Source organism: Erysipelothrix aquatica (assembly GCF_009828775.2).
GTDB lineage: Bacteria > Bacillota_I > Bacilli_A > Erysipelotrichales > Erysipelotrichaceae > Erysipelothrix > Erysipelothrix aquatica.
This window is the reverse complement of sequence record NZ_WTSY02000010.1, coordinates 36,528-59,592: the sequence shown is the minus strand read 5'-3', so window position 1 is coordinate 59,592 and position 23,065 is coordinate 36,528. Positions and strand designations below refer to the sequence as shown.

The following is a 23,065-nucleotide window of genomic DNA, read 5'->3' as shown; positions in this document are numbered from 1 at the left end:
GGTCTACTTATGAATAAAACATTTCGAAACCTAAGCATCATTGCTGCGGCTATTGTTTTAATTGCAATACTCGTCGTGTACGCACAACGACACCCTGCACCTCCACAGCAACCACAAGGAGAAACAACGATGATTGATGTATCAAACGAAGCACTCATACAAAGCGTTACTGATTCTGATTTTCCAACTTTACAAACGCTTCTGAACACTGGGACATACGATATAAATGCGATGAACTCAAAACAAGAAACGCTTATCCTTATCGCAACCCACAACAATAATGTTCCAATCGCGCAACTGTTAATTGATAAAGGTGCGAATGTAAATCTTCAAGATGCCATCCTCGATTCCGCTTATCTCTACGCAGGGGCACAGGGGCGTACCGAGATCCTGGATTATATGTTACGCCATGCCGACATTGATTTTTCCGTAGTTAATCGGTACGGCGGCAACACACTCATTCCTGCAGCTGAGAAAGGTCATATTGACGCCGTGCGCTTACTCGTCGCAGATCCGAACATTGATATCAATTTTCAAAACAACTTTGGTTACACAGCGCTTATTGAGGCTGTAGCACTTACGGACGGAAGCGAAGTTTTCCAAGAGATCGTCCAAGTACTTGTTGATCATGGTGCTGATACGAACCTTCGAGACAATAGTGGTAAAACAGCGTTGGATTATGCACAAGAACGTCAGTTTGCAACCATGATAGCAATACTTCAATCAACAAAAAAAGATATCTGATGGCCCAGATATCTTTTTTTTGTATACATTAACCGGTATACCGGTATCATTATAGTTTTATTGCAGTTTCTTCTTCATTGAAAGGCGTTACCCCATATCCGGTAACAAAAACTATTATAGATATTTTCCTCATGATTCGGCGCAATATGTTACGAACACCTTATTTGATGTTACAAACGTAAAAAAAAGTGGCAAATTACCACTTTCCTTCTTTCAACTCTTGATAGACACGTGAGATTGGAAGACCCATGATGGTGTAATAATCACCAACAATAGATTCAACAAACAATGCTGCATGTCCTTGGATACTATAGCTACCTGCTTTATCCATTGGATCTTTAGTTGCTACGTAATTTTTTATTTCTTCGTCACTCAAATCAAAGAACGTTACTGTTGCTTTGACTGAGAAGACTCGTTCAAGGTTGCTTGAAATCAACGCTACGCCAGTAATGACTTCATGCGTCCGACCTGATAACGATCGTAACATGCTACATGCGTCTTCTTCGTCTTTAGGTTTACCCAGTACTTTTCCATCCAGCACAACAACCGTATCTGAACCCAAGACAATATTATCCTGTGATCCTTCGAATACTGATTTTGCTTTACGATGCGCTAAATCTTCAATTTGTTGTTCGATCGTAAGTGCTGTGTTTAAGTCTTCATTCGATGTTGGTGATTCAACACTAAATGGTATCCCTAAAAATGTTACCAATTCGCGACGACGTGGGGATTGGCTCGCTAAAACTAATTTCTTATGCATAAACTTCCTCTTTCCAAATAGTATTATAAACTATTTGTTCCGAATATACACATGTTTCACGTTAGTATCTGGAATTCGTCGCTCTTCAATTTCAAATGCATTCATTGATTTAACCAATGGTGTTAATTGATGAAAGCCAAAGCTACGAGGATCGAAATCCGGTTGTTTTTTGATGATGTGGTTTCCTAAATCACCCATAAAGACATATCCGTTATCGTCTGCGAGGTCATTAACCGATTCAGCAATAAGTTCATAAAGTTTTTGATCCGCTGTTTGTTGTCCATTTACAGACGGACGCACAGCTGGAACATCTTTTTCAATATTTTCTATATAAACAAATTTATCGCATGACGCGATGAATGCTGTCGGGGTCTTTTGTTCACCCATACCGATGACATACTTTCCAGATTCGCGCAAACGTACCGCAAGACGGGTAAAGTCTGAATCGCTAGATACAAGACAGAAGCGTTCCACATTGCCTTCATAGAGTATGTCCATCGCATCGATAATCAGTGCTGAATCTGTTGCATTTTTACCGGTTGTATAGGAATACTGTTGGATCGGTGTAATAGCATGCGATAGCAAATGACTTTTCCATCCTGATGCAGTTTGACGGGTCCAGTCTCCATAAATTCTTTTAATGGTTGGTGTTCCATAACGTGCGACTTCGCGTAAAACACCACCAATGTTACTATACGGGATATTATCGGCATCGATTAATACCGCAATTCGTTTATCATTTTTTGTTTGCATAGGTTCTACCTCTCTATTTTAAAGATAACGCCATGTTCTGTATTGACTGCGGATACGTGGTAACCATAATTCGATGTAACTTTGTGGACAATTGATAAGCCCAAGCCAAATTGGCCACCTTCACCCATTTCATATGCTTTGAATAACTGCTCAATCTTGCCTTCTGCTAAATGACTTCCGTCATTGTATACAGAAATCATGTGATCATCAGTTTCAATCACTATTTCAGTTTGTGCATACCGCAATGCATTATCCAATAAATTTTCAATCACGACACGCCATGGCTCTTCAGATCCATAAATTAAACTATTATCACCAACAACCACAATGCTGACATCCTGACGTAACTGATTCGATGATACAATTACTTGCTCGATGATTTCCTTTACTTCAAATTCGTGATTTTGATCAATTTGTTCAGATGTTAAATAGTCCATACGGTTTAATGTTAATAGGTTGTATACCTTTTTCTCCAAACGATCAGCATGTTCGATAATAACATCCACACTTTTTTCAAGCGTTTCATACGGATATACGCCATCTTTAATTGCTTCACCATATGATTTAATGGTTGCGATTGGCGTTTTTAAATCATGAGAAATATTCTGAATCATCTCTTCTTTAACTTTTTCTTGATGTCTGATAACATCATTCATTTCAACCAAAACTTCTGCCAACTGACCGATTTCATCCTCACGATTAATAATCAGCGTCGCATCTTCATTTCGTTTCACTTTTTCAATATAGTTTCTGATTACATTAAGGGGGTGAATAATCGACGATACCCAAATTAAGAGTGTCATAAATACCAATGCAATTAATACCATTAAGATATTAACAACACTATTCAACATCATGTCTTTAAATGCATCGTTATAGTCACGAGATATTATCGTCGCAATTGATGCATTTTTTGAAGGGATGTTGGTTATTGTATACAATCTTGAATCGGAGTAAATATAATTTACAGAGTCACCATATTGATTATTGTCCATTTGGATTTCGATTTGTCTTAACAAACGTTTATCAAGGGTTTCCATGCCATTGGACAAATACTTTCCATCTGGAGTACTAATAATATGTATCATATTTGGATTGGGAGCACCAAATAAGTACGGGTCTTCGATATCATTTGTATAATTGTAAATGACATCTTGTTGTTTAAGTTTAATCACATCATATATTTGATAATCAACGAGAACATCCATGTTCTTCGATATCGTTCCAAAGATAAAGAATAAAAAGAAAGTCATCGTCAAAACAACAATCAATACTAATTGCTGCGTCAACGATAACTTTCTTATATACTGCCCGAATTTTTTCACTATCCGAGTCGGTATCCAAAGCCATAAATTGTTTGGATATTAAGATCTGGCATCTTCTTTCGAAGACGGCGGAGTGTATCATCAACAACACGGTCTGATCCGAAATAGTTGGTTTCCCACACGTGAACAAGGATTTGTTCGCGGGTAAAGGCAACACCTCTATTTTTGACAAACAGCATGAGGAGATCAAACTCCTTGGTTGTTAATTCTAATTCATAGTTATCTTTGGATGCTTTTCGTTGTTTTTCATCGATGACATAGCCGTCAACTTCTGTTTGAATATCTTGGCTATAGACACGTTTGATTATATTATTAACTCTTAAAACAAGTTCTTTTGGCGAGAAAGGTTTTGTGATATAGTCATCACTTCCTTTTTCAAGCCCGATAATGCGGTCAAACTCTTTATCTCTTGCTGACATGAAAATGACAGGAGTGGATGGATCGTGAGATTTTACGAGCTCAATGAGGTCATAACCACTCTTATCGTCCAACATAATATCTAATATCCACAGATGGACATCATCATCTTGCGCATGAATACGCGCTTCTTCGTAGGTAAAATATGAGCGCACTTCGTATCCAGCATTTTCTAAATAGCTTTTTACAAGTTCATTCAAATCTTTTTCATCTTCAACAATGTTAATAACATGTTTCATAGGATCACCTCTATTGAATAGTTTTGATTACATTCATCATATCATTCACGTAATGATTACACAATTCGTTTGTTTCTGCTTCAACCATTACACGAATCAGTTGTTCAGTTCCGGATGGGCGTACTAAGATACGGCCTGCATCACCAAGTTCATTTGTAATACGTTCAATTGCTGATTGGACATCAGGATGATTCATAATAACATTTTTATCTTCAATTTTTAGGTTTTCAAGGAGTTGTGGGAATTGGACAAAGTCTTTTCCAAGGGTTCCAAGTGACTGTTGAGCTTTCGCTACAACTTCCGCAATGACAAGAGCTGTTAAAACGCCGTCACCGGTTGTTGCATAATCTTTAAGAATGATGTGTCCAGATTGTTCACCACCGAGTTTGTAGTCATTTTTGACCATCTCAGCAAAGACATTTTTATCCCCAACATCAGTCGTGATAATGTTTAGTCCAATCTTTTCACAGCACTTCATAAAGCCAAGGTTAGCCATGACCGTTGAGACCACTGTATCCTCTTTAAGCATACCTTTATCCCGTAGATATTGTCCCAAGATATAGAGAATTTCATCACCATCAACAAGTTTACCGTGTTCGTTAACTGCTAAACAGCGATCAGCATCGCCATCGAAAGCAAATCCCATATCAGCGTTCAGTTCTTTAACTTTTTCGATGAGAGATTCTGGATGCGTTGAGCCACAGTTGGTATTGATATTAATACCATCTGGATTTCCATGCATCACGGTAACATTTGCACCTAATTCTTTGAATGCACGTTCGGCAGATGATGTCGCAGATCCATTCGCAAGATCAAGTACAATATTTAATCCATCAAAGCGTGCGTCAATAAGCCCTTCAGCGTAGCTCAAGTATTTTTCAAGCCCCTCATGGTACTCAATAACTTGGCCAATCTCAGCACCTGTTGCGACATCAATAGCGATTTCACCATCAATGTAGGATTCGATTTCTAGTTCTAACTCGTTTGGAATTTTCATACCATTCGATGCAAAAACCTTGAGACCATTGTCATTAAATGGGTTATGGCTTGCGGAAATCATGACACCACCTTCAAAATCACCTTTGCTGACTGTATAGGCTAATGCAGGCGTTGCACATACACCTAACATGTACACGTGGGCCCCAGTTGAAGTTGCTCCAGCTGCGATGGCACTTGCAAACATGGTGGAGGACAAGCGTGTGTCTTGTCCTACAACAATGTTTTTTCCTCTATGAAGGTGTCCGAGATATGCGCCGACTTTCATCGCGATCGCGACATCGAGTTTCTCATTCGCATTACCACGAATTCCATCTGTTCCAAAATATTTTCCCATTTTAATCTCCTTCATTTATGACTTAAGTACTACTTGATAATATCTACTGTAATTGTTTCTTTTTCTGGTACGATGCGGTAAACAACTCCTGATTTTGGATAGTTGTATTCAATGAATAATGGTAATTGTTGGCCATCACCCACGACTGCATTGCGTAAATCAATATATACTCTTAAATTCTCGCGCTTGAATTCTTTAATATTTTCTTCTGTTGAGAAGACTTCGAGTGAAATCACGGCCTGATCAAGTCCATTTACACTTGGTTTCAGATCGTTCACATTTGAAGTAAAGAGAATTTCTACATTATCAACTTTTTGTGAGACCACTGGCCCGAGTTGAACTTCAATGTTAACTTTAGTTACCGTACCGTGACGAACACCTGCTGGTAAACTTACAGTTTGTGACAACTTGTTGGTGTCGGATGTCAGTGCCGATGTTGGAATCGGAACACGAACTTCATCGATGTTATCGAGAATTTCTTTTGGTGCATAAATCGTAATTGACTCCGCATCCATCTTCCATTGGCTTACAGCTTTACCTGCTGGCATGTCACCTTCAAAGATTGGACGAATCGGAACGGATTTGTATGTTTCGTTTACGGCTACTTTCGCCTTAACTGTTTGAGGAATAATATCGACTTTATCGAGTTTTTCACCTTTTTGGTTATAAGCGACAATTTGTGCATCGGTTTCAAAGTTTTGTGTTTGACCACTTACATCGATTAATGCTTTTACGAAGGCTACTTGATCCAATGTTTCACGTGATCCACGAATTGAAACTTCACGAAGTTCGAGTTCTGGTTCACCCAATACATATTTTGGATTGAGTTTGTCCATATTAATAAAGTCTGATGATAGTTCTTTCTTCTCAGCTTCTTTTGTCATAATTTTGACATTTGCTGTGGATGGTTCAATCATCGTCTTAATACGTGGAGAAACACCATCAATTTTATATTTAACTTGGTGCGTCCCTTCTGTTAAACCACTTAAATCAAGTTCTACTTTGAGAGCACTGTTGACATTCAACAGACCAATATCACTTTGTGATCCAATAAAGGTTACTTTAACTTCTTCGTCCACACCTTTTAGTTCATACATTTCGGCATTGTATGTGACAGATACTGGCACAACAACATCTGGTTTTGTATATTCAAGTGGTGCGGTCATAATACCTTGGGAGTTGAATCCGAGGTATACGACAAGGGCAACGGCAAATGCGACAAGTTTACTGTGGCGTGGGTTAAATAGGAAACGGTCAAACCAGTCACTCATCCAACGGAGAACACGCATTGTTCCATTCGCTAATGCTTCTGTTCGTTTTGAAATTTTCTGCGACTTATCAGCGATATACTGCGCAATTTCGACTTTTTCTTCTGAAGATTCAATCGGCTTTTTTTCATCTTTTTTGTTATTGTTACTCATTGTCATTACCTCCTTCCGTTTCTGAAGGGATTACGGTTTCGGATGCCTCTTCTTTGACTTCTTTAACGACAGTCTTTGTGTCGGTTACTTTTTTTGTTTTTGTGCTTTTGGTTTTCGTTGTTTTCGCAACATCACCTGCTACATCGAGTGTTGTTTCTTCTGTTTTTTCAACAGCGACATCATCTTTTTTCGTTGTTGATGCTTTTTTCTTGCTTGCTTTTACTTTTGTTGGCGTTTCTTCAATTGTCTCTTCAACGATTGTTTCGATTGGCGCTTCAACTGCTGTTTCGGCAGGCATTTCTGGTGTAGTATCTGGAGTAGCTGTTACTTCGTCTTCAACTTTGTGTTTCTTGAAGAGTTTTCGAATGGACTCATCCGGTGCCTTTGGTTTTTCTTCGGTTGGTTTCTTTGCCGATTCTGATGCCTTAGGTGTTTCTTCTGTAGCCTTCTTAACTTTTGGTTCTTTAGGCTTACGTTTGAAGATATTCATGAGGCGTGATACGTCCATATCATCTTCTTGCGCTTCATCAAAATCTTTAATCATGATATCATCAGCATTGATTTTTTCAATCTTAATTGGATCAATGTTGAGTTTTGACAAGTTTAAGCGGCGTGCACGGCGTGTTGAAACGGCATGGCTCACTTCTTTTTCCATGTTTTGGATGACAAGGTTTAAGTAGTCACGCAAGCTGGTTTCATCCATTTCACGAAGACGCCCACCTTCCGCAATTGAGATTGTTCCCGTTTCTTCTGAAACAACAATTGTGATTGAGTCTGTCATTTCTGAGATACCAATCGCAGCACGGTGACGTGCACCATATTTTGTAGGTAAATCAACCGTTGTTGGTGGGAAGTATGCAGATGCAGCTGCGATACGGTCTCCTTGAATAATTACCGCACCATCATGAAGTGGTGTTGAAGTTACAAATATCGAAGTTAAAAGATCACTTGTGACTGCTGAGTTTAAAACTTTACCTGTTTTAATATAGTCTGTAAGTGAGTGACCTTGTTCAATCGTAATTAAAGCACCTGTCTTACGTTGTGACAGGATTCGTGTTGCTTCGACAAGTTCATCAACAAGGCGTTCTTTTTCATTTCCTGAAAGTGAATGCAATGTTGAGAAAACTGATGTCTTTCCAAGACGCTCGAGCATGTTGCGGATTTCCGGTTGGAAAATAACCACGAATGCAAGCAGTCCATATTGTAACGCAATGCCTAATAAGGATGCAGTTGTTGTTAGGTTCATCTTCGTTGCGATGAAGTGCATAACAACAATAAGGATTATTCCTTTAAATATCTGTACTGTTCTTGAGTTATTACGAACAATTTTGAGTACGTAATACACGAGAACCCATATAATTAAGAAGTCTGCAACGACTTTTAATTGTTGAATAATCGTTTGTAATGTTTGTAGGGTAAACTCCATAAGTACCTCCCTGGTCTTTTTATTATATCACTTTCGTAATTTGTATATGTACGTCTTATAGAATATCATATTTCACAAACAATATGTGATTTTTTCATGACATTATCATTTAGAACTGGCTCATATAGAGCTTGTGGTAGAAGCCCTCTCGAGCCATTAATTCTTCATGGTTTCCTTGTTCAATCAATTGTCCGTCTTTCATGACAAGAATGACATCTGAGTCAATCACCGTTGAAAGGCGGTGTGCTACAAAGAAACTGGTTCGTTTTTCCATAATTTTAACAAAGACACTTTGAATATGCTGTTCGGTAACGACGTCCAAACTACTTGTTGCTTCATCAAGAATAATTATTGGTGCATCGACGAGCAGTGCTCGTGCAATTGTAATCATCTGACGTTGCCCCAACGAGATGTTCTTGGACTCTAACGCGATCCTCGTGTCATATTGTTTGTCGAGACTCATAATGTAATCATGGCATCCTGCTTGTTTCGAAACTTCAAACATTGCTTCATCACTGGCATCCACTTTACCGTATTTAATATTGTCTCGAATCGTTCCTTCAAAGAGCCATGGGTCTTGAAGTACGATTCCCATTGTATCGCGAATCGATTGTTTGCTCACCGATTGTAAATCAACGCCATCAATTTTAATACTTCCTGAATCAATGTCGTAGAAGCGCATTAAGAGGTTGATCAATGTTGATTTCCCAGCACCTGTTGGACCAACTATCGCCACTTTTGAAAGTGGTTTAATTTCGAGACTTAAGTTTTTAATCAAGGGTTTTCCTTCAACATATGAAAATTGGACATCTTCAAAGGAAACAACCTTACCGTCTAGTTTTTGTTCATGAGCGTTGTTGCTCTCAAGCGGCTCTTCAAGAATCGCGTTAATTCGCTCTAACGATGCACGTCCCGCCATAACTTGTGCTACGACAGCGCTAAATTCGTTAAAAGGTTTAGAGAACATCATTGAGTAACTAATAAAACTTGTTAATAACCCGACAGTCAATCCCCATTCACGAACTGCAAAGGCACCAACCAAACCAATCAAGAGATAACTAATATTGTTGACGACGCGTGTTGTTGGATTGGTAATTGCCGAAATAAACTGTGCCCGTTCGCCGACATCATTCAACGCTGCATTCAGGGCTTCAAATTTAGCAATGGCGTCTTCTTGATGATTGTATGCAAGTAATAGCGTGTTATTGGCAAAATATTCGTTCACTGTTCCACTTATTTCACCGGCAATGGCTTGTTGTTTTTTATAAAGTTGCAACGAGTGTTTTGCGACTAATCGCGATGTTATGTACATAAGGGGTACAAGTGCAATTACAATTACTGTCATCATCACATTGATTGAGAACATGAAATAGGCTGATATAACAACAACAAATATCCCTCCAATAAGTTGGGTAATCAGTTGATACATACCGTCAAGAATCAACTCACTATCCATTGCAAAGCGCGATTGAATATCACCATGAGAATGAGTATCCAAATATCCGACAGGAAGTTTGTTGATATGTGCAAAGAGTTTTTCACGAAGACTTCCAACGATGCCAACTGAAACTTGGTTTGCGAAAAGCGAAACGAGCCATGTCAGTATAAAGTTAGAGGCATAGAGCATCAGAGCAATCTTCAACATTTCCACAACACCGACCATATCGACATTGTCTTTTCCAATCATAAAATCAATTGCTTTTCCTAGGTAAAATGGTGTTAGTACGAGCGTAATTGCTGCCAAAAGCGAACAAACAATCGTGATGCTAAGTAAGAGATAGACTTTCGTTTTTTTCATTGGTCTGACCTCCTTCAGTTTGAATACGGTGAATTGTCGCATACAATTCACTCGTTTGCATGAGCTCATCGTGAGTTCCTGATGCAACAATTTTTCCATCATCTAATACAAGGATTTTGTTGGCATCCATCACTGACGTTGTGCGCTGACTTACTATGATTTGCGACATTGACGTATAGTTTTTCGCTAAACTATCCCGCAGATTGCGATCGGTGAGAAAGTCCAAAGCGGAAAAGCTATCGTCAAAGACAAGAATTTTCGGTTTTTTAGCGAGTGCCCGCGCAATACTGACCCGCTGGCGTTGACCACCTGATAGGTTCTTACCTTCCATTTCGATAATACTATCCAACCCTTTATTAAGGATATCTGCCCCTTGAGCATCAATGAGCGCTTGTGATGCATCGCCTGCGCCACCTAACAAAATGTTATATTCGAGTGTTCCCTTAATAAATTGTGCACTCTGTGATACAAATCCGATATTATCACGTAAATTTTTCAGTTGATAATCTTGTATTGGTTGGTTATTAATACGGACCGTTCCCTGCGTTGCATCCGCAAATCGTGGAATTAATTTAAGCAGTGTTGATTTTCCACTCCCCGTTAATCCTACAATTCCCATGACTTCACCAGGTTTCAGTTCAAAATTAATAGCTTGAATGACATTTCGTTTTTCTTCAGGGTAATGATAAGAAACGTCATCAAACTGTAATGTCATTGTATCTTTAATTGTTTCGGTTCCAGTATCACTAACAACAACTTCCGTTTGCATAATGTCACGAACACGAATTGAGGATGTATAACCTCTGGAGAAAATCATCATAATATTCATGGTTACAATCAACGTTAAGACAAGTTGCGTACAGTAATTAATAACCGCAATAATTTCCCCTTGCGTCATCGTCCCAACCTGGATTTCCATGGCCCCAACATAAATAAGGACAACCAGTACGAGATTCATAATTAAAGTCGTCACGGGGCTTGATAACGTTGTAATCACACCCACCTTACGTTGATATTTTTCTAACAGTTCATTTTCTTGATCAAATGTTTTCTTAGAATCGTCTTGTTTTGAGAATGCACGAATAATTCGGACACCACTTAACGATTCACTAACTTTTGACACCAATCGATCAAGTTGAGAAGCTGCTTTTTTATGACCAAACATCGACATAAACATGAAGCCTACAACGACAAGTACAAAGAGGGGAAATGATGCTAGTAAGAGTAACGATAGTTTGCCACTAATCGCCGAAAGTGCGACAAGACTTCCAATCATCAAAATTGGGGCACGAACACCCAAACGGATAACACGAGCAATCATATCTTGAATCAAGTTAATGTCCGTCGTAATTCGATTGGCAAGTGTTGCACTGGGGTATAAATCATACGACTCTTTGGAGAATCCCATGATTTTCGCAAAAACTGCCGTCCGAATTCGACCACCAACACGCTGCGATACGTGGGATGCCAAGTACTGACATACTAATGATGAAATGTACCCAAATAATGTAAGTACAAACATCCAAATAACCATGCGATACACGATGTTCATATCTTGACCTTTAATCCCCTGGTCAACCAGTGTTGCCATGAGTAGCGGTAAGATAAGTTCAAATATCGCTTCCACAAGTTTTGCAGTTACAGCTGCAACTGATTTAAATTTATAACCTTTAAAATAATCCATAAGTCACCCTGTTTCTTTCACAATTATACACCACTTCGGACGTTAAAAAAACTCCATCCATTTAGATAGAGTTTGAATTACCAGCTTCCGCCACCGCTTCCGCCAAAGCCACCGCCGCCAAAGCCGCCGCCACTTCCGAAGCCACCACCGCCAAAGCTACCACCACCCGAAGATCCTTTCGGTGCAGGAACACTGACCATAGCGCTATTAATCGTATTCATCGAGCGACTTAACGTACTCCATAAGTAAAGTGATGTGAAGGTCGATGGGTTTGTCGATACATACCAATCCGGTTGTGGGATTGCGATTTTCTCGAATTTTTTAATCCACGTATCGGTAATTCCAAGGACATAAGCATAAGGTAGCACATCGTAGAATATTTCTGGAGATTCCATCGCTAATGCTTTAATACGTTCTTCTTCCGCAACTTTGATGAAGCGTTCGAGTCCTTTAATTTGGCCATACCAACGTGCCCCTTGTGGCGTACGTCGACCTGTATTTGCACCACAATAGACAGTAATTGTATAACTCACAAAAATGATAACCATGAACCCTAAGGTTTTAGCACTGAGCCCTAAAATACTAATGGAACTCAACGCGAGAACAATGACACCTAGTGGAAAGATGAACGATACACCTTTCTTTTGACTACCATTAATGCCATCAAATGCTAAGAGGTAGAAACCTCCAGCTGTGAGTACCATCGTGATAACGCCACCAATGACAGCTGCTAAAATGAAATCCATCGAATATCCAGAGTCCATAATTGCAAAGGTTCCGTAGCTTGCGGCCATCAAAATGACTGCGCATAACCCGACAATGAATTTCATAAAGCTAGATTTAGTTTCATAGACTTTCATCTCTGGGTTGTATTTGAAGCGCCCACTGATATTGCCAACGGCCTGTGCAACAGTTGCTCCAAAGGTTTCGTTCAGCTCATTTGTTGTAACTTCTTCACGGCCTGCAAATAATGCACCAAACAAGCGGCGTTCTTCTTCATTTTCCGATTCTAGTTTCCTAATTTTAGTAAGGCGAATATTATCCCCATTAGGATCCAGTTCTTCAATAATAAGATAGCCTTTAGAAGCCCAATAGATTATCAAAGAAATGATATCTTTATTGTTACTTGAACCACGATAAATATAACCTATTTCACCACTGGATAATCCCTGCGGTGCACCAAATTCTACCGAGTCAACAACAGGGTGTTCAACCCCAAATTTGAAATAGATTGCAATAGCAAGAAGTGCTAATACAACCGCCGCAATCGTTGGATAGATTGTATAGTCAAAAACAGGGTATGTAAAATAACCGTTTGGAACTTCCAACCAAATTGACAAGCCTTGCTGATTCAAGGTTTTATCATAGGATCCCGTGATGACATTCCCGTCGACTGTATAGTCAACCGGAAATTTTTGTGTTGTCGCATACAATTGTGGTTCGAGCTCAAATGGTTTTGGCATGGTCACTTTGAATGATGTATGTTCAATTGGGAAATCCCAACCACGACCAATAATATTCCAGTAAAGAATTTGACGGTCTACACCTTTAAGTGCACGCGTATGTACTTCATAGGAATATTTGTATTCTTTGGCACCACTGATATACTCACCTTTTGTCCCAACACGAATCACGACACCTTCACGACTTTCATCGGTAGAATATTCATCATCGCTAATCATTTTGAAGTTTTTCATGGGGAAGAAATAAGTATTACGATTGCCATCAAAATCCATTTCCATTTCCTGGGGAATGTTTATATAGATTCCTTGACGCGGCTCTTTAAAATTCATTCTAATGGTTTCTTCAATTTCTAAAACACCATTATCCTTAACGTTTATCTCCACATGCATATCTTCTATAATATTTGGATCTTGAGCTGCATGGACCGGTGTACTCCATAGCCCCAAGAGTACAACCATCATGACGAGCATGCGTTTAAAATGTTTCATAGCATTCTCCTTATGTTAAAAAAAGGGAGAATCTCCCTTTTCTTAAAACTGAACTTTAACGTTTTCGCGCTCTTCCACGTTTGTTACTTCATAAAGTGGTTTCGCTGTAAAGTTAAACATTCCAGCAATAATATTTGATGGGAATGATTCACGTTTCGTATTGTATTGACGTACGGTACCATTGTAGTACTTACGTGATTGTGCAATTTCTGTTTCAATGGTCTTCAATTGTCCCTGTAGATCCATGAAGTTTGTGTTCGCTTTTAAGTCTGGGTAGCTCTCTGTTAATGCGAAGAGTCTTCCCATTACTTGACTAAGGTCACCTTCTGCTTGCATACGTGCTTCTGGAGTTGACGCATGTCCTGCGGCATTACGAGCTGCAATAACACCTTCTAATGTTTCTGATTCGTGTGCTGCATAGCCTTTGACTGTTTCCACTAAGTTAGGAATTAAGTCATATCGTTTTTTGAGGTAGACATCCATTGTCGAGAATGCTTCTTCCACAAGATTTCTAAGTTTTACAAAGCCATTGTATTGCGCAATTGCATAGAATGCCACAATAACAACAATTCCTATTAATACGTATAATCCAATCATATCGGATACCTCCTGTATTACTTTAATAGTACATCGTTCGCATTTGATTGTCAATTAAAGGAAAAGAGCCGCTTTCGCGGGCTCTAGTACTGACCTTTCATGGCCTTTTGGATGTCTCTTTTCTGGCTGCGTTCTTTCTCTGTTTGACGTTTGTCATAGAGATGTTTTCCCTTCGCTAAGGCTATTTGTAATTTTGCGCGGCCTTTACTGAGGTGAATGTTCAACGGCACAATGGTGTACCCTTGTAGGGTTTGCCCCTTTTGTAATTTTTCAATTTCATGGCTATGCAAGAGTAGTTTGCGATCTCGAAGTTCGTCGTGATTAAAACGATTCCCTTGTTCATACAAACCAATGTGCATGCCCTTTATCCACGCTTCTCCATCTTTGATGGATATAAACGCTTCTTTTAATTGTACTTTACCGTCACGGATGGATTTGATTTCGGTTCCAAGTAGAACCATTCCAGCCTCAAATTCATCTTCGATAAAGTAATCATGATATGCTTTTCGATTTTTTGCGACGACGCTCATTCGGTTTTCGACGCCCCTTTCGTACTCGTGGTTCTATAAACTCAAAGTTCACAACATGCTCCAACATGTCAACGCTCATAAGTTTTACTTTGACTTTCTGTCCAATTGCATAGGTTTTCTTGGTGCGCTCACCAATCATTTTCTGTGCAGTTGCATCGTATTGATAGAAATCATCTTTAAGATTACGAACATGAACCAGTCCTTCAACTGTATTTGGAAGTTCGACAAATATTCCGAAATTGGAGACACCGCTGATGTAACCCATATAGACTTCCCCAACTTTATCTTCCATAAATTGTGCCTTCTTAATTTTCTCAACTTGACGTTCAGCTTCAAGAATGGATCGTTCTTTGGATGATGCATGTTTCCCAGCTTCGATTGTGAATTGTTCGTCTTTCGCTTCGTGACGACGATCTTGATGTACGAGATACTTTTTCAAACGTTGGTGCAAGAGTAAATCCGGGTAACGGCGAATTGGCGATGTAAAGTGTGTGTAGTCTTCCAATGCTAGTCCAAAATGGCCCAACGGTTCCTCACTATACTTCGCTTTACTCATCGAACGTAACATTAACTTGGATACAACTGGCATTTCCGGTTTTCCTTCAAAATACTCAAGGGCTTTTTGAAGTGTCTTGGGATGAATTTCTTCTAGATTCCCTTTCATGACATATCCTAAGATACGCAGTGTGTGGGATAAATCCTGCATCTTTTCTTTTGATGGGTGTTCATGGACACGGTATAAAACAGGAATGAAGGCATAACGGGCTTGTTGTGCTACAACTTCATTCGCTGTAACCATAAACATTTCAATCATTTCCTCGGCTTCACCAGTTTGGCGACGGTAAATATCCAAGACCTTGCCATCATTATCAATCACAAACTTACTTTCGTCTGAATCAAAACCAATCGAACCTGCTTGTTCGCGTTTGTATTTAAGACGGCGTGCGCATTCCATCATTAAATCAATCATCGGCTGCACACTTCCCAAATCTTGACCAGAGTTAACTTCTTGATAGCTCATACGTCGTTTGGAATGAATGACAGATTCATAAATATTATAGTCAAGAATTTCTCCGTTGAACCCAATATCAATTTGGGTTGTCATGGTTAGACGATCAACATTGGGATGGAGGGAGCAGATTCCATTTGACAGTACTTTTGGTAACATTGGTACAACACGATCCACCATATAAACGGATGAACTACGGTTGTAGGCACTTATCGCAATTGCACTTCCTTCAGGCACATAATGTGCAACATCGGCAATGTGTACATATAAGCGATAACCATTCGCAAGTGTTTCCATATAGATTGCATCATCTAAGTCTTTAGCATCTTCACCATCAATGGTGATGACGAACTGATCACGATGATCCATACGTCCCTTCGTTTCGTTTTGATCAATACTTTCTGGTACAGCTTTTGCTGCTTCAATGACTTCATCATCAAAAGGCACATCAATGCCATACACAAAAAGGACCGAACGCACATCCATTCCAGGCTCATCTGCTTGACCCAACACTGATGAAATCTTTACATGAATGCGATCATCAATTGCTGTAATATCGCCAATAACCCGTTGGTTAGCCTCAAGGTTATGGCCATTCGCATCATAATCCACCAATTTTGAAATCTTATTATCATAGGGGACAAAGAAAATACGTTTCCCTTTTTGTTTCATTGTACCAAGAAGGACAGTTCTGTTGCGTTGGAGGGTCTTGCGAATAATTCCATATTGTTTTTCAGCACTCTTAATCTCAACGAGCACTGTATCGGAATCCAAGGCATCTTTAAAATCAGCACTTCCGACATAAATCGAAACTGCTTCATTTTCTACGAATCCAAATGTATCACGGACCGCTTTAAACGTTCCAATCGCATAATGGATATTATCAATGACAAAGACGACGCCCTCATCCAACACAATTTCTTGTGCTTCTATCATTGCTTCTAATTCTTTATTAATCTCTTTTTCGCTTAAATTGAACATTGTTTTGAAGCTCTCTATTAAAACTTCCAACGTTCTCGGTTCTTTTCCTTTAATTAAGCCTTCGCGTATTTTATCGTAATGTGTCATCTAACGAAATAAAAACCGCTTATCGCGGTTTCTTATCCTCTTACTGATTTAAAAGTGTAACGATCACAAGTACAATAAATAATGCACCTGAAACAAATGTTGCGTTTGAGAGAACTTTCTCTGCGCCACGCTCTTTAGAGTTTGAAAATAAATCTAACCCTTTGCTTCCTGAGAATGCCCCTGTGAATCCTTCTGTTTTTCCACTTTGTAATAGAGATAAAATAATAATAACCGCGGATACAATAAGTAATAATATTCTTTCCATAATATCGCACCTTTTCTATTTTTCTGTTTATATTCACTCAACATTTTATCAAAGTATCGGATAAAACACAATGTTTGTTGTTGCGAGACTTTCATTTGTGTTTCGATGTTGGAATTATCGACTTGACATGGAGTGCACTCTATATCATAGAATCAAGATAGAGGTGACCATTATGAAAATTGGCGAATTATCAAAACGAACTGGCATTAGTGTAGACACACTTCGTTTCTATACCAAAGAAAAACTCTTAACATATACGCATGCACATCATTTTTGGGATTTTAGCGATGACCAAATCGTGCTTGCTGAACATATTCAATTACTTCGGAGTTTGGGGTTTTCGATTCGCGATATCCGATATGTGTTTGATGCGAGCGAGGCTTTACTCGATGGCACACGTGTGAATCATGAGAATTTGGCTGCATATATAGACTTTTTCGAAGCGAAACAGTCTGCTTTACGCATTCAACGACACCATATCGACATTGCAGAACAACGACTTTCAAACATTTTGACAAAATTGGAAATAATGGCATCAAAGGAAACCTTTGAACTATGAACTATGCGCCTTTACTCATCATCGCGACCTTACATGGATTGACTGCACTTGTAAATCTGCGACTGAAACACATCGGACCATGGACGATGCTGCTTGGATCTCTATTGATTCTTGGAGGTATCTACCAAGGCATACACCGTGAAACTACCCAATGGTGGTTGGTACTCAGTGGACTTGTTCTCATTATAGATAGCGCAATCTACAACGGTTATAAGCAAGGGCAAATTAACTGGCCTCACCATGCAATTCGGGTGATTTTGTGTGGACTTGCAATCCTTCCACTTCTGATCAGCAGATAAAATTAGGATTCCAGTGCAACAACTTCCAATTTAATCCGATCTGGATCTTCAAAAAAGTAAGTGTACACATCCTGTCCTCCTGCATGGGGGTAAGCATCAGCATACAGTTCATCGACAAACCCACTGAGTGCTTGGCGAATACAATCAACATCGTGTGGTGTGGTGACCCCAAAAGCAAGGTGGTTCAGCCCAATTTGCTTGCGATGATAGCCCGCGCTTTCGTATGCCTTTTCCACTTGCACAAAGACTAGATACGTTTCATGCTTCCGATAGCTGAAGCCCTTTTCCCATTCTTGGTATAATTCATAGTCCAAAAGGGCAAACAACCGTTCATAAAATAACCGTGTCCGCTTTAAATCTTTTACATATATTTCAAGATGATGAATCATACGTTCCTCCGTAGCCTTAATATTTCGAGTATAACATGTTAAGCGAATTCTTACGATTTCTCGATGATATTTGTTATGATTAAACTATTATGGAGGATCGATAACAATGAACTTTAATCATAATGCGATTAAACGCTTTGGGCGTAGTTACAAGTGGGATGCAATGTTAGAAGCTTTTCCAGAAACTGAAGCAATGGACATCATGCCCTTTACGGTTGCGGAAATGGAGTGGCAAACAGACCCCATCATTACGCATACCCTACAGACTTACCTAGCTGAAGATATATTAGGATATACGAAAGCGTCTAAAACGTATACTAAAGCTGTATGCCAATGGATGCACAATCACTACCACCTCGATATTCACTGTGATGATATTATCACGACACCTGGTGTCATTACTGCAATCAAAATGGCTTTAGAGGTTATGACAACTGAAGGTGATGGGGTTATTTTATTGACGCCTGTCTACCATTCTTTTTTCAAAATGTTGGAAGCAGTTCACCGAGTTCCAGCTACATCGGATCTTATCAATCAGAACGGTATATACAGTATTGATTTTGAAGATCTTGAGGCGAAGTTTAAAGACCCTGCAAATACTGTCATGATTATGTGTCATCCTCATAATCCAATTGGCCGTGTTTGGACACGTGATGAGCTTGAGCGCATCCACGCACTGAGTCTTCAATATAATGTCCCTGTAATTTCTGATGAGATTCATGCCGACTTAACACTCTCTGGACACCAACATGTGAGTTATGGGACCCTTGACCCACAGGCTATCATCTGTACATCGGTCAGCAAGACTTTTAATCTCGCAGGATTAAAAATTTCTAATATTATTATAAAAGATGAACGACTTCGCCACCAATTCGTCAATCATGGCGAACGATACGGAACCCTTGGTGCAAATGCGCTTGCGATTCAAGCTGCTGAAGTTGCATATCGAAAGGGACAACCGTGGTTAGATCAAGCCCTTCAGGAAATTGAAGCGAATGCCGCAATCGTTACCGAGCGTTTTGCCGCAACTGATATTATCGTTTCTCCCCTTGAAGCAACATATCTTATTTGGATGGATTTCCGAGAAGTCATAAAAAAAGACCCTGCGTTATTACAACGACTCGAGTCTGAAGCGTATTTCTTTGCAAGCGATGGTGAGGCATTTGGTGCCAACGGTGCTGGTTTCCTACGGATGAACCTTGCAGGCCCACAACGATACATCGTCGAAGCATGTGACCGTGTCTTAGAGATCGTAAACAAACTCTAAGATGTCTCGAGGCTGACATTTTAATTCTGTACAAATCGAATTCAAAGTCGTGAAGCGAATTGCCTTCACCTTTGAATTTTTTAATTTCGAGAGATTGACCTCAGAAATTTGCGTTCGCTCCGAGAGTTCCCGCAGTGTCATTTTACGATCCGCCATGACCCGATCTAACCTAACAATAATCATAAAAACCCCTCCTCTTTAACAAAGTATAGCATAAGTTTAATTTTTATCGTTAAATATTTAACTTTAAAGTTTGTGAAATGATGTACTATCGATTTACACCCGAGATTTGATAGCCTTTTTATTTTTAATTATTTATGATAGATACATTAGGGAGGGTCGCACTACATGACTAACATAATTATCTTAAAACGTGACAACCAAAAGGCCAAATTTAATGGTGAAAAGATTGCGGTCGCAATCAAAAAAGGCTTTGACTCATTAGAGTCTGACAAGTATAGCGGCGATGATGTCAACCACGTCTATAATGCTGTATTGACACAAATCGAAGAACTATCCAAACGTGAAGAGTATATCTCGATTGAACACATACAGGATTTAATTGAGCGTGAATTACTGCGTCAAAACTTTACGGATGTTTACGAGTCCTTTGCGTCCTATCGAAACCGTCGTAACGAATCCCGTAAGATTTTTATTTCAAAACAACACAAATTCCTCAAAGCGATTGAAAAATTGAACCAAAAAGAAGCCATTGATAATGACGATAAACGCGAAAATGCCAACGTTGATGGAAACAGTCCAATGGGTATGATGCTCCAATTTGGTTCGACCATTTCTAAAGAATTTGCGAAAGCCTATCAAATGGATGAAGATTTTTATGAAGCCCATGACTCTGGTCAAATTCATATTCATGATATGGACTTCCTTCCAATGGGAACAACTACTTGCAACCAAATCAATCTCGAACAACTTTTTGAAAATGGATTCTCAACAGGACACGGTCATCTCCGTTCTCCACGAGACATTATGTCGTATACCGCACTTGCTGCTATTGCGATTCAATCAAACCAAAACGATCAACATGGTGGACAAAGTATCCCTGCCTTTGATCATTACATGGCGCCTGGCGTACTACTCACTTTCAAGAAACAACTCAAACAACGTGTTTATGACTTCCTTGAAATTGCCGATTTACTTGAAGCTGCCGATATTAAAGGCATCATCAAACATATCGACAAATTAGATTCACTAACCATTGATACCAAAGATTTTGGTAAATTCGTTAAAGATGACGAAAAGTCTCTCCAGATTATTGATAAAGCGTATGATAAAGCGCTACGTGTTACAGACCGTATCACCTTCCAAGCTATGGAAGCATTTATCCACAATTTAAATACCATGCATTCACGTGCAGGTGCGCAAGTACCATTTAGTTCGATAAACTTTGGTACAGATATTACTCCTGAAGGTCGGATGGTTGTCGAGAATTATCTTAAAGCACTCGACAAAGGTCTTGGAAAAGGGGAAACACCAATTTTCCCAATTGCGATTTTCAAAGTAAAAGAAGGTATTAACTACTTCCCTGAAGATATTAACTATGATCTCTTCAAACTTGCTATTAAAGTTTCAGCTAAGCGTCTTTTCCCTAACTTCTCCTTCATCGATAGTCCCTTCAATAAACAATATTATAAAGAAGGCCGCTATGAAACAGAGATTACCTATATGGGATGTCGTACTCGAGTCATGAGTGATATCAATGACCCCGAAAACGAAGAAGTAATTGGGCGTGGTAACCTTAGCTTTACCTCAATTAACCTTGTTCGCTTAGGAATCAAACACGGAATTCTTACGCATGAAACCCCAGACATTGAAGGTTTCTATGAAGAATTAGATCACCTCATTGATCTGACGAAGTACCAACTTCTTGAACGTTACCGTATCCAATGTGGAAAATCGGTCGCAAACTTTAAGTTCTTATTAGGTCAAGGCGTTTGGAAGAACTCAAAATCACTGAAACCAAAAGACAACTTGCATAAAGTATTGAAACACGGTTCTTTGGCATTTGGATTCATCGGCCTTGCTGAATGTTTGAAAGCATTAATTGGTCAACATCACGGTGAAAGTGAAGAAGCACAGCGTCTTGGATTAGAAATTATTCAACACATGCGTGATCGTGCTGATGCCTTTACGGAAGAAACACACCTCAATTTCTCATTAATTGCAACACCTGCTGAAGGTTTATCCGGACGCTTCGTAAGTATTGATCGTTCGATTTTTGGAAGTATCGAGGATGTAACAGATCGCTCCTTCTACACCAATTCATTCCATGTACCCGTTTATTATGACATTTCAATTAAAGACAAACTCGCAATCGAAGCACCGTATCACGCACTCACAAACGGTGGTCATATCAGTTATGTGGAACTCGATGGCGATACGACACAAAACCTTGAAGCATTCGAAGAAGTCGTACGTATGATGCACGATTCTGAAATCGGATATGGTGCGATTAACCACCCAGTAGATCGTGATCCAGCATGTGGTTATACTGGAATTATTAATGACGAATGTCCAAGCTGTGGCCGTCACGAATCTGAGGGAGATTACGGTTTTGAACGCATCCGTCGTATCACCGGGTACCTCGTTGGAACACTGGACCGCTTTAACGATGCAAAACGTTCAGAAGAAAGTGAACGTGTAAAACATAGTCTATGAACATAAGACTTTCATCCTTCATTTCAGATTCAATAGTGGATGGAGAAGGCATCCGATCCGTAATTTTCACACAAGGATGTCCACATAATTGCCCTGGTTGCCACAATCAAAAATCGATACCGTACGATGGTGGTGAACTTATCGCAGTTGACGATGTGATTACTCAAGTTTTAGATGCTAATCTCGGTAAAGTAACATTTTCTGGTGGTGAACCGTTTATTCAAGCAGAGGCATTATATCTAATTGCTAAAAGACTCAAAGAAGAAGGGTACAACCTTTGGTCCTACACAGGTTTTAAATATGAAGCCCTTATGCGACATCAAGATCCTTATGTTCAAAAATTCTTAGGCTGTTTGGATATTTTAATTGATGGGCGGTTTATGATTCGTAAGAAAAGCATGGCAGCACTCTTTCGGGGCTCGTCAAATCAACGAATTATTGATGTCCCACAATCTCTTGCAGCTGGAAAAGTTGTTGTCTCTACTGTCTTTGTTGATCCCGTTGAGGATGAATCAGACCGAGACCATGATATCTTTATTTAACACTCCCTCGGG

The 23,065-nt window shown here is 39.4% G+C and carries 22 protein-coding genes; 6 read left to right on the top strand and 16 right to left on the bottom strand.

Annotated elements, in window-relative coordinates; translation table 11 throughout:
- Positions 1-9: 9 nt before the first annotated feature.
- Positions 10-744, top strand: coding sequence for an ankyrin repeat domain-containing protein (locus tag GVV20_RS04470; protein WP_159741252.1), 735 nt, complete (start codon positions 10-12; stop codon positions 742-744).
- Between the two features lie 196 nt (positions 745-940).
- Here GVV20_RS04470 and GVV20_RS04465 read toward each other — a convergent pair whose 3' ends face one another.
- The 14 genes from GVV20_RS04465 to secG all read right to left on the bottom strand — a co-directional run bounded on the left by GVV20_RS04465 (position 941) and on the right by secG (position 17,321).
- Complete coding sequence (locus GVV20_RS04465; protein WP_159741251.1) at positions 941-1,504, bottom strand: Maf family protein; 564 nt, start codon at positions 1,502-1,504, stop codon at positions 941-943.
- Positions 1,505-1,534: 30 nt separating this feature from the next.
- A complete protein-coding gene (locus tag GVV20_RS04460; protein WP_159741250.1) occupies positions 1,535-2,257 on the bottom strand; it encodes an NYN domain-containing protein in 723 nt (240 codons plus the stop codon).
- Positions 2,258-2,262: 5 nt separating this feature from the next.
- Positions 2,263-3,582, bottom strand: coding sequence for a sensor histidine kinase (locus tag GVV20_RS04455; RefSeq protein WP_236261781.1), 1,320 nt, complete (start codon positions 3,580-3,582; stop codon positions 2,263-2,265).
- Positions 3,582-4,238, bottom strand: a complete 657-nt coding sequence (locus GVV20_RS04450; protein WP_159634410.1) for a response regulator transcription factor — start codon at positions 4,236-4,238, stop codon at positions 3,582-3,584. The genes GVV20_RS04455 and GVV20_RS04450 overlap by 1 nt, the downstream gene beginning before the upstream one ends.
- 10 nt (positions 4,239-4,248) lie before the next feature.
- Positions 4,249-5,571, bottom strand: a complete 1,323-nt coding sequence (gene glmM / locus GVV20_RS04445) for a phosphoglucosamine mutase (protein ID WP_159741249.1) — start codon at positions 5,569-5,571, stop codon at positions 4,249-4,251.
- A 29-nt stretch (positions 5,572-5,600) separates the two neighbouring features.
- Entirely contained in the window at positions 5,601-6,992 is a 1,392-nt protein-coding gene (locus GVV20_RS04440; RefSeq protein WP_159812759.1) for a CdaR family protein, read from the bottom strand.
- Positions 6,985-8,418 carry a diadenylate cyclase CdaA gene (cdaA, locus tag GVV20_RS04435; RefSeq protein ID WP_159812761.1) on the bottom strand — a complete coding sequence of 478 codons (1,434 nt, stop codon included), beginning with the start codon at positions 8,416-8,418 and terminating at the stop codon, positions 6,985-6,987. Before cdaA ends, GVV20_RS04440 begins: the two co-directional genes overlap by 8 nt.
- 109 nt (positions 8,419-8,527) lie before the next feature.
- On the bottom strand, positions 8,528-10,216 hold the full coding sequence (locus tag GVV20_RS04430) for an ABC transporter ATP-binding protein (protein WP_159741434.1): 1,689 nt from the start codon (positions 10,214-10,216) through the stop codon (positions 8,528-8,530).
- Positions 10,185-11,900: an ABC transporter ATP-binding protein gene (locus tag GVV20_RS04425; RefSeq protein WP_159741435.1), complete on the bottom strand. Its 1,716-nt coding sequence runs from the start codon at positions 11,898-11,900 to the stop codon at positions 10,185-10,187. The genes GVV20_RS04430 and GVV20_RS04425 overlap by 32 nt, the downstream gene beginning before the upstream one ends.
- A gap of 77 nt (positions 11,901-11,977) precedes the next feature.
- The gene (locus GVV20_RS04420; protein WP_159741436.1) at positions 11,978-13,852 is read right to left on the bottom strand and encodes a DUF2207 domain-containing protein; all 1,875 of its coding nucleotides are present in this window, start codon (positions 13,850-13,852) and stop codon (positions 11,978-11,980) included.
- A gap of 42 nt (positions 13,853-13,894) precedes the next feature.
- The gene (locus GVV20_RS04415; RefSeq protein WP_159634431.1) at positions 13,895-14,449 is read right to left on the bottom strand and encodes a LemA family protein; all 555 of its coding nucleotides are present in this window, start codon (positions 14,447-14,449) and stop codon (positions 13,895-13,897) included.
- Between the two features lie 83 nt (positions 14,450-14,532).
- Positions 14,533-14,979 carry an SsrA-binding protein SmpB gene (gene smpB, locus GVV20_RS04410; RefSeq protein ID WP_159634434.1) on the bottom strand — a complete coding sequence of 149 codons (447 nt, stop codon included), beginning with the start codon at positions 14,977-14,979 and terminating at the stop codon, positions 14,533-14,535.
- Entirely contained in the window at positions 14,942-17,056 is a 2,115-nt protein-coding gene (gene rnr, locus GVV20_RS04405; RefSeq protein WP_159812763.1) for a ribonuclease R, read from the bottom strand. Before rnr ends, smpB begins: the two co-directional genes overlap by 38 nt.
- A gap of 40 nt (positions 17,057-17,096) precedes the next feature.
- Positions 17,097-17,321, bottom strand: coding sequence for a preprotein translocase subunit SecG (gene secG, locus GVV20_RS04400; protein ID WP_159634440.1), 225 nt, complete (start codon positions 17,319-17,321; stop codon positions 17,097-17,099).
- 172 nt (positions 17,322-17,493) lie between these two features.
- Here secG and GVV20_RS04395 point away from each other — a divergent pair, with 172 nt between their 5' ends.
- Complete coding sequence (locus GVV20_RS04395; protein ID WP_159740225.1) at positions 17,494-17,880, top strand: MerR family transcriptional regulator; 387 nt, start codon at positions 17,494-17,496, stop codon at positions 17,878-17,880.
- Positions 17,877-18,179, top strand: a complete 303-nt coding sequence (locus GVV20_RS04390; RefSeq protein WP_159740226.1) for a hypothetical protein — start codon at positions 17,877-17,879, stop codon at positions 18,177-18,179. The genes GVV20_RS04395 and GVV20_RS04390 overlap by 4 nt, the downstream gene beginning before the upstream one ends.
- A gap of 2 nt (positions 18,180-18,181) precedes the next feature.
- Here GVV20_RS04390 and GVV20_RS04385 read toward each other — a convergent pair whose 3' ends face one another.
- A complete protein-coding gene (locus GVV20_RS04385) occupies positions 18,182-18,568 on the bottom strand; it encodes a VOC family protein (protein WP_159740227.1) in 387 nt (128 codons plus the stop codon).
- Between the two features lie 106 nt (positions 18,569-18,674).
- Between GVV20_RS04385 and GVV20_RS04380 the strand changes: the two genes are divergently transcribed.
- On the top strand, positions 18,675-19,835 hold the full coding sequence (locus tag GVV20_RS04380; protein ID WP_159740228.1) for a MalY/PatB family protein: 1,161 nt from the start codon (positions 18,675-18,677) through the stop codon (positions 19,833-19,835).
- Here the strand turns inward: GVV20_RS04380 and GVV20_RS04375 are convergent.
- On the bottom strand, positions 19,812-20,018 hold the full coding sequence (locus GVV20_RS04375) for a helix-turn-helix domain-containing protein (RefSeq protein WP_236261783.1): 207 nt from the start codon (positions 20,016-20,018) through the stop codon (positions 19,812-19,814). The two genes, GVV20_RS04380 and GVV20_RS04375, sit on opposite strands and share 24 nt — an antisense overlap.
- A 165-nt stretch (positions 20,019-20,183) precedes the next feature.
- Between GVV20_RS04375 and GVV20_RS04370 the strand changes: the two genes are divergently transcribed.
- Both GVV20_RS04370 and nrdG read left to right on the top strand, forming a co-directional pair.
- Entirely contained in the window at positions 20,184-22,511 is a 2,328-nt protein-coding gene (locus GVV20_RS04370; protein ID WP_159740229.1) for an anaerobic ribonucleoside triphosphate reductase, read from the top strand.
- Positions 22,508-23,053, top strand: a complete 546-nt coding sequence (gene nrdG, locus GVV20_RS04365) for an anaerobic ribonucleoside-triphosphate reductase activating protein (protein ID WP_159740230.1) — start codon at positions 22,508-22,510, stop codon at positions 23,051-23,053. Before GVV20_RS04370 ends, nrdG begins: the two co-directional genes overlap by 4 nt.
- Positions 23,054-23,065: the final 12 nt, after the last annotated feature.

Excerpts from the sequence above, each read along its gene's own strand:
- GVV20_RS04470 (WP_159741252.1), top strand. The coding sequence starts at position 10 with ATGAATAAAACATTTCGAAACCTAAGCATCATTGCTGCGGCTATTGTT.
- GVV20_RS04465 (WP_159741251.1), bottom strand. The coding sequence starts at position 1,504 with ATGCATAAGAAATTAGTTTTAGCGAGCCAATCCCCACGTCGTCGCGAA.
- GVV20_RS04460 (WP_159741250.1), bottom strand. The coding sequence starts at position 2,257 with ATGCAAACAAAAAATGATAAACGAATTGCGGTATTAATCGATGCCGAT.
- GVV20_RS04450 (WP_159634410.1), bottom strand. The coding sequence starts at position 4,238 with ATGAAACATGTTATTAACATTGTTGAAGATGAAAAAGATTTGAATGAA.
- glmM (WP_159741249.1), bottom strand. The coding sequence starts at position 5,571 with ATGGGAAAATATTTTGGAACAGATGGAATTCGTGGTAATGCGAATGAG.
- GVV20_RS04440 (WP_159812759.1), bottom strand. The coding sequence starts at position 6,992 with ATGAGTAACAATAACAAAAAAGATGAAAAAAAGCCGATTGAATCTTCA.
- cdaA (WP_159812761.1), bottom strand. The coding sequence starts at position 8,418 with ATGGAGTTTACCCTACAAACATTACAAACGATTATTCAACAATTAAAA.
- GVV20_RS04430 (WP_159741434.1), bottom strand. The coding sequence starts at position 10,216 with ATGAAAAAAACGAAAGTCTATCTCTTACTTAGCATCACGATTGTTTGT.
- GVV20_RS04425 (WP_159741435.1), bottom strand. The coding sequence starts at position 11,900 with ATGGATTATTTTAAAGGTTATAAATTTAAATCAGTTGCAGCTGTAACT.
- GVV20_RS04420 (WP_159741436.1), bottom strand. The coding sequence starts at position 13,852 with ATGAAACATTTTAAACGCATGCTCGTCATGATGGTTGTACTCTTGGGG.
- GVV20_RS04415 (WP_159634431.1), bottom strand. The coding sequence starts at position 14,449 with ATGATTGGATTATACGTATTAATAGGAATTGTTGTTATTGTGGCATTC.
- smpB (WP_159634434.1), bottom strand. The coding sequence starts at position 14,979 with ATGAGCGTCGTCGCAAAAAATCGAAAAGCATATCATGATTACTTTATC.
- rnr (WP_159812763.1), bottom strand. The coding sequence starts at position 17,056 with ATGACACATTACGATAAAATACGCGAAGGCTTAATTAAAGGAAAAGAA.
- secG (WP_159634440.1), bottom strand. The coding sequence starts at position 17,321 with ATGGAAAGAATATTATTACTTATTGTATCCGCGGTTATTATTATTTTA.
- GVV20_RS04395 (WP_159740225.1), top strand. The coding sequence starts at position 17,494 with ATGAAAATTGGCGAATTATCAAAACGAACTGGCATTAGTGTAGACACA.
- GVV20_RS04390 (WP_159740226.1), top strand. The coding sequence starts at position 17,877 with ATGAACTATGCGCCTTTACTCATCATCGCGACCTTACATGGATTGACT.
- GVV20_RS04385 (WP_159740227.1), bottom strand. The coding sequence starts at position 18,568 with ATGATTCATCATCTTGAAATATATGTAAAAGATTTAAAGCGGACACGG.
- GVV20_RS04380 (WP_159740228.1), top strand. The coding sequence starts at position 18,675 with ATGAACTTTAATCATAATGCGATTAAACGCTTTGGGCGTAGTTACAAG.
- GVV20_RS04375 (WP_236261783.1), bottom strand. The coding sequence starts at position 20,018 with ATGATTATTGTTAGGTTAGATCGGGTCATGGCGGATCGTAAAATGACA.
- GVV20_RS04370 (WP_159740229.1), top strand. The coding sequence starts at position 20,184 with ATGACTAACATAATTATCTTAAAACGTGACAACCAAAAGGCCAAATTT.
- nrdG (WP_159740230.1), top strand. The coding sequence starts at position 22,508 with ATGAACATAAGACTTTCATCCTTCATTTCAGATTCAATAGTGGATGGA.